This window comes from Phocaeicola vulgatus ATCC 8482 (assembly GCF_000012825.1).
GTDB lineage: Bacteria > Bacteroidota > Bacteroidia > Bacteroidales > Bacteroidaceae > Phocaeicola > Phocaeicola vulgatus.
Genome location: NC_009614.1, coordinates 1,151,544 through 1,164,222, shown reverse-complemented (window position 1 = coordinate 1,164,222; position 12,679 = coordinate 1,151,544). Strand labels below are relative to the sequence as shown.

11 protein-coding genes and 2 tRNA genes are annotated in these 12,679 nt (G+C 40.7%); 9 read left to right on the top strand and 4 right to left on the bottom strand.

Annotated features, from left to right (window positions below; genetic code table 11):
• Nucleotides 1–24 precede the first annotated feature (24 nt).
• The 6 genes from pyrE (at nucleotide 25) to BVU_RS04340 (ending at nucleotide 3,780) form a co-directional block, all read left to right on the top strand.
• Nucleotides 25–663, top strand: coding sequence for an orotate phosphoribosyltransferase (pyrE, locus tag BVU_RS04365; protein WP_005844513.1), 639 nt, complete (start codon nucleotides 25–27; stop codon nucleotides 661–663).
• A gap of 97 nt (nucleotides 664–760) precedes the next feature.
• Nucleotides 761–1,165: a hypothetical protein gene (locus tag BVU_RS04360; protein WP_005844515.1), complete on the top strand. Its 405-nt coding sequence runs from the start codon at nucleotides 761–763 to the stop codon at nucleotides 1,163–1,165.
• 14 nt (nucleotides 1,166–1,179) lie between these two features.
• Nucleotides 1,180–2,520: an argininosuccinate lyase gene (gene argH, locus BVU_RS04355; RefSeq protein ID WP_011964922.1), complete on the top strand. Its 1,341-nt coding sequence runs from the start codon at nucleotides 1,180–1,182 to the stop codon at nucleotides 2,518–2,520.
• 23 nt (nucleotides 2,521–2,543) lie between these two features.
• Nucleotides 2,544–3,536: an aldo/keto reductase gene (locus tag BVU_RS04350; RefSeq protein ID WP_005850597.1), complete on the top strand. Its 993-nt coding sequence runs from the start codon at nucleotides 2,544–2,546 to the stop codon at nucleotides 3,534–3,536.
• Between the two features lie 70 nt (nucleotides 3,537–3,606).
• Nucleotides 3,607–3,679: transfer RNA gene (locus BVU_RS04345), tRNA-Gly, on the top strand.
• 16 nt (nucleotides 3,680–3,695) lie between these two features.
• Nucleotides 3,696–3,780: transfer RNA gene (locus BVU_RS04340), tRNA-Leu, on the top strand.
• A 136-nt stretch (nucleotides 3,781–3,916) separates the two neighbouring features.
• On the opposite strand, the gene BVU_RS04335 is transcribed toward BVU_RS04340, so the two are convergent.
• From BVU_RS04335 to BVU_RS04325, 3 genes are all read right to left on the bottom strand, one after another.
• Nucleotides 3,917–4,921: an ISAon1 family transposase gene (locus tag BVU_RS04335; protein WP_005645970.1), complete on the bottom strand. Its 1,005-nt coding sequence runs from the start codon at nucleotides 4,919–4,921 to the stop codon at nucleotides 3,917–3,919.
• A gap of 10 nt (nucleotides 4,922–4,931) precedes the next feature.
• Nucleotides 4,932–5,282, bottom strand: a complete 351-nt coding sequence (locus BVU_RS04330) for an ISAon1 family transposase N-terminal region protein (protein ID WP_011964921.1) — start codon at nucleotides 5,280–5,282, stop codon at nucleotides 4,932–4,934.
• 322 nt (nucleotides 5,283–5,604) lie between these two features.
• Complete coding sequence (locus tag BVU_RS04325; protein ID WP_011964920.1) at nucleotides 5,605–6,183, bottom strand: DNA-3-methyladenine glycosylase I; 579 nt, start codon at nucleotides 6,181–6,183, stop codon at nucleotides 5,605–5,607.
• A gap of 310 nt (nucleotides 6,184–6,493) precedes the next feature.
• Between BVU_RS04325 and BVU_RS04320 the strand changes: the two genes are divergently transcribed.
• The 3 genes from BVU_RS04320 to BVU_RS04310 are packed head-to-tail and all read left to right on the top strand — an operon-like array spanning nucleotide 6,494 to nucleotide 11,465.
• A complete protein-coding gene (locus BVU_RS04320; protein ID WP_117916514.1) occupies nucleotides 6,494–8,794 on the top strand; it encodes a TonB-dependent receptor in 2,301 nt (766 codons plus the stop codon).
• A gap of 57 nt (nucleotides 8,795–8,851) precedes the next feature.
• On the top strand, nucleotides 8,852–10,252 hold the full coding sequence (locus tag BVU_RS04315) for a DUF4374 domain-containing protein (protein ID WP_011964918.1): 1,401 nt from the start codon (nucleotides 8,852–8,854) through the stop codon (nucleotides 10,250–10,252).
• Between the two features lie 16 nt (nucleotides 10,253–10,268).
• The gene (locus BVU_RS04310; RefSeq protein ID WP_022508485.1) at nucleotides 10,269–11,465 is read left to right on the top strand and encodes a PepSY-associated TM helix domain-containing protein; all 1,197 of its coding nucleotides are present in this window, start codon (nucleotides 10,269–10,271) and stop codon (nucleotides 11,463–11,465) included.
• 93 nt (nucleotides 11,466–11,558) lie between these two features.
• On the opposite strand, the gene BVU_RS04305 is transcribed toward BVU_RS04310, so the two are convergent.
• Nucleotides 11,559–12,482, bottom strand: a complete 924-nt coding sequence (locus tag BVU_RS04305; RefSeq protein ID WP_011964916.1) for a magnesium transporter CorA family protein — start codon at nucleotides 12,480–12,482, stop codon at nucleotides 11,559–11,561.
• Nucleotides 12,483–12,679 lie beyond the last annotated feature (197 nt).

Below are 12,679 nucleotides of genomic sequence, written 5' to 3'. Positions count from 1 at the left end.
ATATTTATCAGATATAGTTGAGTTATGAAGACTTTAGAAAAATTATTCGCAGAGAAATTACTGAAGATTAAGGCTATCAAGTTGCAGCCGGCTAATCCTTTTACTTGGGCGTCCGGTTGGAAGTCGCCTTTTTATTGTGATAACCGCAAAACTCTTTCGTATCCTTCTCTTCGTAATTTTGTGAAACTTGAGATTAGCCGTATTGTCCTGGAGAAGTTCGGTCAGGTAGATGCTATTGCCGGTGTGGCGACAGGGGCTATCCCTCAAGGAGCTTTGGTGGCTGAAGAGTTGAATCTGCCGTTTGTGTATGTTCGTTCTACTCCAAAAGACCATGGCTTGGAAAACCTGATTGAAGGTGAACTTCGTCCTGGTATGAAAGTCGTAGTTATTGAGGACTTGATTTCAACTGGCGGCAGCAGTTTGAAAGCTGTTGAAGCTATCCGTCGTGACGGATGTGAAGTGATTGGTATGGTCGCTGCATTTACTTATGGTTTCCCAGTGGCAATTGAAGCGTTTAAGGAAGCAAAAGTGAACTTGGTTACTCTGACTAATTATGAAGCTGTATTGGATTCAGCCTTGAAGACCGGATATATTAATGAAGAGGATGTTCCGGTTTTGGATAATTGGAGAAAGGATCCGGCTCATTGGGAGGCAGGCAAATAAGTTATAGTTTTAAAACAAATATAATATGAAGAGAACCGTTCGGGAATTTTTATGGATTTCCGGATTGTTCTTTTCGTGTTTTTAGAGAGCAGGTATTATGGCACAATTTGAGAGTGGTGTGAAATATGTTCCTTATAGTCAGGAACAGGTGTTTAATAAGTTGTCGGATTTAAGTAACTTGGAATCTGTACGTGATAAATTGGCCGACAAGGTACAAGGTATGGAGTTCGACAGTGACTCTTTAAGTTTTACGGTACAAGGCATAAGCATTACTTTGCGTATTATAGAACGTGAACCTTATAAATGTGTTAAATTCGAAAGTGAAAAATCTCCGGTCCCTATGAATTTGTGGATTCAGATTTTGCCTGTAGAGGCTGGGCAGGCAAAACTGAAAGTAACTATTCGTGCAGAAGTGAATATGTTTATGAAGGCGATGGTTGCTAAACCTTTACAGGATGGTGTGGATAAACTGGCTGAGATGTTATCGATGATTCCTTATTAAAAATAAAGACAAATATGGCACAGAAACTTTGGGAAAAAAATGTCCGGGTAAATGAGGAGATAGATCGTTTTACTGTAGGACGTGACCGTGAAATGGATCTTTATCTGGCTAAACACGATGTATTGGGCTCAATGGCACATATCACCATGTTGGAAAGTATCGGTTTGCTTACAGCCGGAGAATTGGAAATGCTATTAGCGGAATTAAAGAATATCTATGCTTCTGCCGAAAAGGGAGAGTTTGTAATAGAGGATGGTATAGAGGATGTACACTCGCAAGTAGAATTGATGTTGACGCGTAAGTTGGGAGATGTCGGAAAGAAAATTCATAGTGGACGTTCACGCAATGACCAGGTGTTGGTGGATTTGAAGCTGTTTACTCGTGCGGAATTAAAAGAAGTGGCCGAAGAGGTGGAGCAACTTTTTCATGTGCTGATTTCTCAAAGCAATACATATAAGGATGTGTTAATGCCGGGTTACACTCATTTGCAGATAGCGATGCCTTCTTCATTTGGCTTGTGGTTTGGCGCGTATGCTGAGAGTCTGGTGGACGATATGATGTTTCTGCAGGCTGCATTCAAAATGTGCAACCGCAATCCGTTGGGCTCTGCTGCCGGGTATGGTTCTTCTTTTCCGCTCGATCGTGAGATGACCACCCGCTTGTTGGGATTTGATTCGATGGATTATAATGTGGTGTATGCGCAGATGGGGCGTGGTAAGATGGAACGTAATGTGGCTTTTGCTTTGGCTTCTATTGCCGGGACAGTTTCTAAAATGGCTTTTGACGCTTGTATGTTCAGTAGCCAAAACTTTGGCTTTGTAAAACTTCCGGATGAATGTACTACCGGCTCCAGTATAATGCCTCATAAAAAGAACCCTGATGTCTTTGAATTGACACGGGCAAAATGCAACAAGCTGCAGGCTCTTCCTCAGCAGATTATGATGATAATGAATAATTTGCCTTCGGGGTATTTTCGTGATTTGCAGATTATAAAAGAAGTTTTCTTGCCTGCGTTCCGGGAGTTGAAGGAATGTCTGCAAATGGCTGCCTATATTATGGACAAAATTAAAATCAACGAACATATTCTGGATGATAACCGTTACCTTTATATCTTTAGTGTGGAAGAGGTCAACCGTTTGGCGTCTGAAGGTATGCCGTTCCGTGATGCTTATAAAAAGGTTGGCTTGGACATAGAAGCCGGCAAGTTCACCCATGACAAGAAGGTGCATCATACTCATGAGGGTAGTATCGGTAATTTGTGTAATGACAGGATCGAAAGCTTGATGCGGCAAGTAGTGGACGGATTTAATTTCTCAGTCATGGAACAGGCTGAACGAAGCCTTTTAGGTAGATAGAAATAATTGTAAAACGTAATAGCATGAAATATCAACCTTCGGCAGACCGTTATAGCAAAATGCAGTACAAATACTGCGGAAATAGCGGCTTGCTTTTACCTCGTATCTCTTTAGGTTTGTGGCATAACTTTGGTAGTGTGGACGATTTTGGTGTAGCAACCGATATGATTAAATATGCTTTTGATAGCGGGGTTACACATTTTGACTTAGCTAATAATTATGGCCCTGGTCCGGGAAGTGCTGAGATTAATTTCGGTAAAATTCTGAAGGAGAATTTCCAAGGTTACCGTGATGAATTGATTATTTCCTCAAAAGCAGGACACGAAATGTGGAATGGACCTTATGGGGGAAACAGTTCGCGTAAGAATTTAATGGCCAGTATCGACCAAAGCCTGTGTCGTACCGGTTTGGATTACTTTGATATATTCTATAGTCACCGTTATGATGGCGTGACCCCGGTTGAGGAAACGATGCAAGCGTTGATTGATATAGTGAAGCAAGGAAAAGCATTGTATGTGGGTATTTCAAAGTATCCGCCTATGCAGGCAAAGGTGGCTTATGAAATATTGAGAAGTGCCGGTGTGCCGTGTTTGATCAGCCAATATCGTTATAGTATGTTTGATCGTGCTGTGGAGGAGGAGGTATTGCCGTTGGCCGCTGAACAAGGCTCCGGCTTTATTGCATTTTCGCCTTTGGCACAAGGATTGCTGACCAATAAATATTTGCATGGTATTCCGGAGCACTCTCGTGCGGCTCGTGCTACTGGGTTTTTGAAAGTAGACCAAGTGACAGAAGATAAAGTGGAAAAAGCACGTCGGCTGAATGAGGTGGCTGTACGCCGTGGGCAGACTTTGGCTGAGATGGCATTGGCATGGGTGTTGAAAGACGAACGGATGACCTCTGTTATTGTGGGGGCAAGTTCTGTAAAACAGCTGGCAGATAATCTTCATGCGTTGGATAATTTGGCCTTTACTGATGCAGAATTGACCGAAATAGAGGGAATTTTACGATTGTGAATAAAAAAATGGGTGTAAAGTTTGGTTGGTATTATAAAATGGCTTATCTTTGCACCCGTTAAAACAAAACGCGGAAATAGCTCAGTTGGTAGAGCATAACCTTGCCAAGGTTAGGGTCGCGAGTTCGAGTCTCGTTTTCCGCTCTCTCTCGTCGAGGATGCTCGAATGGTGGAATCGGTAGACACGAGGGACTTAAAATCCCTTGGCCATTGCGGCTGTGCGGGTTCAAGTCCCGCTTCGAGTACAAGATGTAATCGCAATCATTGGAAAACTGATGATTGCGATTTTTGTTTTGTATATTCACCATAAGATAACGGAAGCAGAAGCACGGGTCAGCGGATTTTCGGGTCAGCGGATTTTCCGGGTTGGCAAGCTTTCTTTTAAGCGTATAGCCTAGCCAGTCTGAACATGAAGAACTTCAGATCAGCCACCCCTCTTAACTGGCTTCGAAAAGCTTTGATTTTAGCATTGAACGACTCCGCTGAAGCATTTGTCAATCGTTCTTCAAAATAATTTATGATGGTCGTACTATGGTTTGAAAAGGTATCAAGTACCTTGTTGAACTCCATATAGTCAAACTTTTCCACTTCATTGTACCATCTTGCGAGATTTAGCCTTGCTTCATCGGGACCTGACTTCTTGTTGAAGATGTCTGTCAGTTTCATGCTAAGGCTGTATCCTTCCAGAAGCTTGGGGAATTTATCAAAGAGAATGGCAGCCCTGGTCTTTTGCTGTTCATTCCATTTGCTCCAGTGTTTCAGTATAATATGCTTGCTTCTGCTTACTATCTGTGGTAGGGTTTCTCCGTTCTCCATTCTTTCAGGCTCCCATTTCCCTATTCTCTCCCTTTCCGCCTTACTCTTTGCTTCTTTCTTCTTTTGACGGTGCTCCCTGATAGCCTGATTTTCCGCATCAAGTACTTTCCACCGATAGCGTATTCTTAACTGGTCTACAGCTTCAGACATGAGCTGCTGTACATGAAAACGGTCATTGATCAGCTTTGCGGCAGGAAACACCTTTCTGACCGTCAGCATCATGGCTGAAGATAAATCTGTAGTGACAGTCTTGACAGACAGCCGTTTCCGGTGCGGAAGCCTGCGCAAGATTCCGCTTACCGCATCTGTGGCCACTCCACGAACCATTGCAACTAAAGCCCCCTTACGGCCTTTAGCTGCTTTATTGGTCAGAATCGTATAAACATCTCCATTGCTCAGGCAAGTTTCATCCAAAGAAAGGTTTTCTCCAATGTTTTCAGGATAAAGGAGGTAGTCATGCGCATGTTCGAGTTGGTCCCAGTTCCGGTAATCACTGATTTTCTCCTTGTATTGTTTACGAAGAGTCTGCCCTTTTACGCCATAACGTTCCGCAAGCACACAGATACTCACAGGAGTAGATTCAATCTCCTTCTTTTAAAAAAGAAACGAACTCAGAATTCAGCCGTGTACCGTCAAATTCGGATAAATCCCAGTCATAGCTGAAGATTTCATTGGAAGACTTGTCAAGCCATTTACGTTTACGAACATGGAGATAAGTGGCGCGACCACGAATAGGATAGTCTTGGATTGTACGGTACTCACCAAAACCATAGGATATGATATCCGGGTTGGTCTTATCTTCTTTTAGCTGAACTTTTTTTTCATCAAGATAAATATCAAAACGGTCAGCACTCTTGTTGAAATTGACAATATCAAAGTTGTCTATAAGCACATCCGGAAGGATGGCACGAAGGAGTCGTTCGGGTTTCATAAAACAAAGGTAAGCAAAGGTAGCTAATTTTAAAACTTAACAACCAGAAATTTCCGCTGAGCCGGATTTTCCTGGTTGGTAAGCTTTCTTTTAAGCGTATAGCCTAGCCAGTCTGAACATGAAGAATTTCAGGGTCAGCGGATTTTCGGGTCAGTTTGAAAACTTGGGATCAGTTGTAAGTTTTAGATGGAGAAGTATGAGAAAGTGATGGCAACATCCTTTTTCAACACATAAAACAAGGTGCTGCCACCACCCCTAAATCTCTTTATCCATCAGCGTTTCCGATAAAAGGTGGTAGCAGTGGCAGCAGATTTTAAAAACTCTATTGTGGAACTTTCCGGCAAATACAGTCTGTCAGATGATCGTTGATAAAACCTGAAGCTTGCAAATGGGCGTAGCAAATTGTAGTTCCGAAGAACTTGAAACCTCGTTTTTTCATATCTTTACTCATGGCATCGGATTCGGGGGAGGATACCGGAATCTCGCTCAATGACCGGAATGTGTTGATAATCGGCTTTTTGTCGGGAAAGAATGACAGGGTATAATTATAAAAACTGCCGAATTCCTTTTGTACGGCAAGGAATAGTTTCGCATTCGTGATTGTCGATTTGATTTTCAGACGGTTTTTTACAATTCCTTCAAATTGCATTAGCCGCTCAACGTCTTCATCGGTCATTTGTGCTACCAGCTCGGCATCAAAATTATAGAAAGCTTTACGATACCCCTCTCTTTTTTTAAGAATCGTTATCCAGCTTAGTCCTGCTTGGGCACTTTCCAATACAAGAAACTCAAACAGCGTCTTGTCATCGGTAACTAACTTTCCCCACTCTTGGTCATGGTATTTCACATACAATTCGTCTGTTCCGCACCAACCGCAACGTCCGTTTGTTATATCTTGCATAATTCTAATATTTGTGATATAGAACAAATGTAGTGGATTCATGGCATTATGCCAAATTTAAAAGGACTATTTTGTGGCATAAATACCTATAAAAAGTTATTGCATAGTATATATATTCCGTAAAATGGGGGAAAAGATTACCTATATCAGGTGATTGTTTCCCCTTTTCTTTTTACGGACCTTTGCATTCTCAAAAATTAAGAATTTAGAATTATAGGTATTCATGGTAAAAAGACAGTTACAAAGGATCAGTTTAGGCTCTCTTTTTTTTATAATCGGAGCGATATCTATCTTTGCACAACCTAAGACAATGGTATCCGGTAAAGTGATATCCAAAGAAAAACAGGAAGTCGTAGATTTTGCGACCGTATATTTGAAGGGTACAACTTATGGCTGTACAACGAATGAAGAAGGTATCTATCATCTTCATGCACCGGCAGGGAAATACACGCTGGTTGTTTCGGCTATAGGATATAAGACTATAGAAAAGCCCGTTACTTTGGTTCATGGAGAAAGGATTAAGATGAATGTAATGATTGCCCCGTCAGTGACTGAGTTGGGTGAAGTGGTAGTGGTGTCTAACGGGGTTTCCCGTGTGAAACGTTCCGCATTCAATGCGATAGCTGTAGATACAAAAGAATTCCAGAATTCTACCAAGAATCTGAGTGATGCTTTGGCTAAAGCTCCGGGAATGAAACTTCGTGAGTCGGGGGGGGTAGGTTCGGATATGCAATTGATGTTGGATGGTTTCAGTGGCAAACATGTGAAGATATTTATTGACGGTGTACCTCAGGAGGGAGTAGGGAGCTCTTTTGGCTTGAATAATATTCCTGTGAATTTTGCAGATAGGATTGAAGTGTATAAAGGGGTGGTTCCTGTAGGATTTGGCACGGATGCTATAGGTGGTGTTATCAATATTGTAACCAATAAGAAGAAACGTAATTGGTTTTTGGATGGCTCCTATTCATACGGGTCGTTCAATACGCATAAATCGTATGTGAATTTCGGACAAACTTTCAAAAATGGCTTTACTTATGAAATAAATGCTTTCCAAAACTATTCGGATAATGATTATCAGGTGGACGCACCGGTAGAGGACTTTGAAACCGGAAGAATTGATAAAGATAAAAGGGTACGTGTGAAGCGCTTTAATGATACCTATCATAATGAGGCGGTTATAGGTAAGATGGGTATTGTGGATAAGAAATGGGCAGACAGATTGATGTTGGGTTTTACTTATTCACACATGTATAAGGAGATACAGACCGGAGTACGTCAGGAAATAGTCTATGGGGAAAAGCATCGTAAAGGACATTCGTTGATGCCGTCATTGGAATATAGTAAGCGTGGCTTATTCATCAAAGGTCTGGATGTGGCATTGACTGCCAATTATAATAAAAATGCAACGACAAATATAGATACAGCTTCCTATAAGTACAATTGGTTGGGTGATAGAAAATTAATGAACTCACCCGGTGAACAATCCAATCAATATTCACGGGCGGATAATAACAATTGGAATGGAACATTAACCGTTAATTACCGTTTGGCGAAAATACATATGCTGACCTTTAATCATGTGTTGAATACTTTCCGCCGTTCTAACACTTCTTTGTTGGCTAAGATGGAATCGGAGGATGCCATAGCTAAAGAAACCCATAAGAATATCTCCGGATTGTCCTATCGGTTGATGCCGTCTGATAATTGGAATCTCTCAGTATTTGGAAAATATTATAGTTTGTATGTGGCAGGTCCTATGGCTACGACTACGAATCAAGATGATTATGTCCGTACTACCCGAAACATGAATTCCATAGGATATGGAGCTGCGGGAACTTATTTCATTCTACCCGGTTTGCAGGCGAAATTGTCATACGAAAAAGCATATCGTCTGCCTACTATTGAAGAAATGTTTGGAGATGAGGATTTGGAAATGGGAGATATCAGTATAAAACCGGAGAGTAGTGATAATTTGAATTTTAATTTGAGCTATAACAGAACATTTGGCAGGCATTCTGTATATATGGAAGGTGGAGTGATTTATCGGAATACAAAAGATTATATTCAGCGTAATATTGCGGATTTGAGTGGTGGTAAATATGCCGCGAAATATATTAATTACGGTAAAGTATTGACGAAAGGATATACTGTTTCTGCTCGTTACGGTTTTGGTAATTGGGTGAGTATAGGAGGTAATTTTACCAAAATGGATGTACGGGACAATATGAAAACATCTATTTCCAGCAGTGCGGAAAATCTGGCTTATAAAGAACGGATGCCGAATCTGCCCTATATGTTTGCTGATTCGGATGTTACTTTTTATTGGCGGGATTTAGGAAGGAAAGGCAATATGTTGACCGTGTCTTATGATAATCAATATCTGCATAGCTTTACTTATTATTCTTCCCGAATAGGCTCAAATAAAGGGGACTATGTGGTACCTGATCAATTCTCACACAATATATCCTTTTCTTATAGTTTGCAAAAAGGACGATATAACGTATCATTGGAATGTCGTAACTTCACAGATGAGAAGTTATATGATAATTTTAGTCTTCAGAAGGCCGGTAGGGCTTTTTATGGTAAACTGCGTGTTTGTTTCGGTAATTAAAGAATTGGAAAAAGGAGTTTATAATTAATTGGATTTAAAATTAAATAGAAGAATAAAATGAAGAAAGATTTCTTTTTGAACGGATTTGCTGCTATTGCTATAGTAGGAATGGCGTTGAGTGCATGTACGGATAATGAGCCGGATTACGGTTCGGGTACCGAGGCTAAAGGTGAGTATGTTATTGCATCGTCGGTCACAGCGTCTGGAAATACAACGAATGTGCTGCTTACTTCTGAAACGTTGGATAAAGGTACTGTTTCTACAGTGAATAATGGTCTTGTGAATGATGGTGCAACTCAATGGGTGTTTTACAAGAATCAATATCTTTATGCGCTGACTTATAATCAAGGGAATGCAGGTACGACCCGTTCTTATATCATGGATTCAAATAATGAAGTAAAGGCTCGTTCGGGGGAGTTTGCCGTAAAGAGATTTACTACTTACGGTATTTATGATAAATATATCATGACCTCGTCTACCGGTGACGGACCCACAGCGTATGCTGATGAGAATGGATATTTACCAAAGATGTTTTTGCTTTCTTATTTGGACGTATCTGCTGAAACATTTACAACGAATGATACTCAAAATAAGGCTTATATGTCCGAAAACTTCTTGGGAAATGGAGAATATGTAACATTGGCCGGCATATTGGAACGAAATAATAAACTGTATAGCGCTGCTATTCCAATGGGGTTAAGTCAATATGGTTCGGCTACTGACGGGGGAAAGTGGATACTTCCCGGCAATGAGGATTTGGTAAAGACAGAAGATGGTGGTTCCAACAGCAGCAGTTATAAAAAAGGTGAATTGCAATGGACGCAATATCCCAATAAATGCTGGGTGGCTATTTTTGATGATGAAACGCTGACAAATAAAAAAATCATAGAAACAGATAAGATCAGTTATGCTTGCGGGCGTTTTAAATCACAGTATTATCAAACGATTTGGGCGGCAGATAATGGTGATATTTATGTATTTTCTCCTAGTTATGCCAAAACAATGGCTGATAAACGGCAACAGACTACCTTGGATGCCGGAGTAGTACGTATAAAGGCTGGAACGGAAGAGTTTGATCCTGATTATTATTATAGTATCGAAGCGCAGACCGGAGGTAAATCTTTCATTCGTTGTTGGCATATTACGGGAGATTATTTCTTGTTGTTGATGTATGATCGTTCCTTGACTGAAACTGGTTTCACAGCTAATCAGTTAGCGATATATCAAGGAGAAACCGGAAAACTGACTTATGTAACTGGTTTGCCTTCTGCCGATTTGATCTCCGGCTTTGGCAATACTCCGTATGTGGAGAATGGATATGCCTATATGGCTGTAACTACAACAGAAGGATATCCGTCTATTTATAAAATAGATCCGGTTGGTGCGGTAGCGACAAAGGGTGTTTCTATAGAAGCGACACAAATCAGTGGCGTCGGTAAACTGCAACCTCAGAACTGAGTATTGTAATAATATAATGGGAGTCTGCGGGCAGTATGTGCTTATGCAGACTCTTTTTATGAATCGTATCGAAGATTTTATGAAGAAAATATTTCGCCAAATACATCTTTGGCTTTCTGTTCCTTTCGGGTTAATCATTTCCTTGATTTGCTTCTCGGGAGCCATGTTGGTTTTTGAAAATGAAGTGATGGAACTGGTCAGGCATGAACTTTATTATGTAAAAAAGGTAGAGGCAGTTTCACTTCCTGTTGATCGATTATTGGAAGAGGTAGAACTCATGTTACCCGACAGTGTGTCTGTCACAGGAATCAGTGTTTTCTCTGACCCGGAACGTGCTTGGCAGGTGAATTTGTCCAAGCCTCGTCGTGCTTCCGTGTATGTGGATCAATATACTGGTGAGATTAAAGGTAAATATGAACGTTCTGCATTTTTTGTGACTATGTTCAGGCTGCATCGCTGGCTGTTGGACAGTATGAAAGCGGATGGCGGAGCCTTCTGGGGAAAAATGATTGTAGGTGTCAGCACCCTGTTGTTTGTCGTGGTTTTGATATCGGGTATCGTTATCTGGTGGCCTCGTACACGAAAAGCCTTGAAAAATAGTTTAAGAATATCTGTCGGCAGGGGCTTTAGAAGATTTTGGTATGACCTGCATGTTGCAGGTGGTATGTATGCGCTGTTTTTTTTGTTGGCTATGGCCCTTACCGGGCTAACATGGTCTTTTGGATGGTATCGGACAGGTTTCTATAAAGTGTTTGGCGTGGAAGTACAGCAGGGAGGTGCTCATGGTGGGGTGACCCGGCGTGGGGGGAAAGGCGGCGACCAATCCGGAAAGAATGTTTCTCATTCTTCGTCCTATGTTTGTTGGCAACAAGTTTATGACCAATTAGCCCTGAATAATCCCGGCTACAAACAGATAACCTTATCAGATGGGGCAGCAAATGTTTCTTTCAATACCTTCGGTAATCAACGTGCTTCCGACCGTTATAAATTCAATCCTCATACAGGTAAGATTAATGAGGTAGTTTTATATAAAGATGCTGAGAAGGTTGGAAAGATTCGCGGATGGATCTATTCTGTACATGTTGGTAGTTGGGGCGGTATGCTTACCCGTTTACTGACGTTTATAGCAGCTTTGATAGGAGCCACCTTGCCATTGACAGGATACTATTTATGGATAAAACGTATTTGGAGAAAGAAAGTAAGAGTAAGTTGAATATCTTTGTTATAAGATTAGGGGGCGAAAAGAATTTTATCATATGACCTGTTGTCGTGAATGACAGGTCATATGATATTGTTACAGGATTTTTTAGAACCACTTTATCTTTCTGAAAATAACAAAAGCCAACGCAGATAATGTGATGGACGCCAAAATAATAAAACTAAAAGCATGTGGTAATGCATCTACATGTACATCTACATTCATTCCATAGAAACTAGCTATTAATGTGGGTACCATCAGAATGATGGAAATACTGGTCATGCGTTTCATGATGGTGTTCACATTGTTGGATATGATGGAAGCAAATGCGTCCATGGTTCCGGTTAAGATATCACTGTAGATATTAACCGTGTTATATGCTTGTTTTAATTCAATGACTACATCTTCTACCAAATCGCGGTTTTGATAATCTTTTTCCTGGAAGATACTTTGCAATTTACCTACCATCACCTCATTTCCACGAATGGACGTATTGAAATAAACCAATGTTTTTTGTAGTTTCATCAATCTGAGCAGGTCCTCATTACGTATGCTCCTTTCCAATTCTTTTTCTGCGGCAGCTACATCATTGTTTATTTGTTTCAGATATTTCAAGAACCATACGGCAGATGAGTAAATTAACCGTAAAATCAATTCAAATTTATTAGGCACAATGATTCCTTTACGTCGGGTGTGGTCAATAAAATCAGGAATCATTTCAGTGGAGTGATAACACACGGTAACAATGATTTCATTATTTGTAATGATACCGATGGGGATAGTGATATAAGGGATGCTTCCCTGTTGTTGCAGGGGGATTCGGATAATGGTCAGTAGCCAGTTGTCTTCCGTATCCGTTCTCGGACGTTCATCCATATCGGCGATGTCCTCTAAAAAAGTTTCGGGAACTTTTAATTCTTTAGTCAGAAACTCAAAATCACTTTGGTCGGGGCATTCTACATTCACCCAGCAGTTTGGCATCCATTGTGACTTTTCTACAAAGCCATTCTCACAATAAAGATATTTTCTCATCTTATTGCCTCCTTTCGTTCGTTTATATCCGTTCAGAGGCATTCAGAGTAGTGATTGCCCTGTCGGATCAGTTAATACTATTGCACGTTCGTGGTATTGAATCGTCCATTTTTGTTGATTGTTTTTTGTTTTAAGCGGTACAAAAGTACATAAAACCTTTAAAGGACAGACAGGAGTCAGGAGGCTTTTATATTTTT

Bases quoted from the DNA above. Each gene is read 5' to 3' on its own strand.
- BVU_RS04310 (WP_022508485.1), top strand. From the start codon at position 10,269: ATGGGAGTCTGCGGGCAGTATGTGCTTATGCAGACTCTTTTTATGAAT.
- BVU_RS04350 (WP_005850597.1), top strand. From the start codon at position 2,544: ATGAAATATCAACCTTCGGCAGACCGTTATAGCAAAATGCAGTACAAA.
- BVU_RS04325 (WP_011964920.1), bottom strand. From the start codon at position 6,183: ATGCAAGATATAACAAACGGACGTTGCGGTTGGTGCGGAACAGACGAA.
- argH (WP_011964922.1), top strand. From the start codon at position 1,180: ATGGCACAGAAACTTTGGGAAAAAAATGTCCGGGTAAATGAGGAGATA.
- BVU_RS04305 (WP_011964916.1), bottom strand. From the start codon at position 12,482: ATGAGAAAATATCTTTATTGTGAGAATGGCTTTGTAGAAAAGTCACAA.
- BVU_RS04330 (WP_011964921.1), bottom strand. From the start codon at position 5,282: ATGAAACCCGAACGACTCCTTCGTGCCATCCTTCCGGATGTGCTTATA.
- pyrE (WP_005844513.1), top strand. From the start codon at position 25: ATGAAGACTTTAGAAAAATTATTCGCAGAGAAATTACTGAAGATTAAG.
- BVU_RS04360 (WP_005844515.1), top strand. From the start codon at position 761: ATGGCACAATTTGAGAGTGGTGTGAAATATGTTCCTTATAGTCAGGAA.
- BVU_RS04320 (WP_117916514.1), top strand. From the start codon at position 6,494: ATGGTATCCGGTAAAGTGATATCCAAAGAAAAACAGGAAGTCGTAGAT.
- BVU_RS04315 (WP_011964918.1), top strand. From the start codon at position 8,852: ATGAAGAAAGATTTCTTTTTGAACGGATTTGCTGCTATTGCTATAGTA.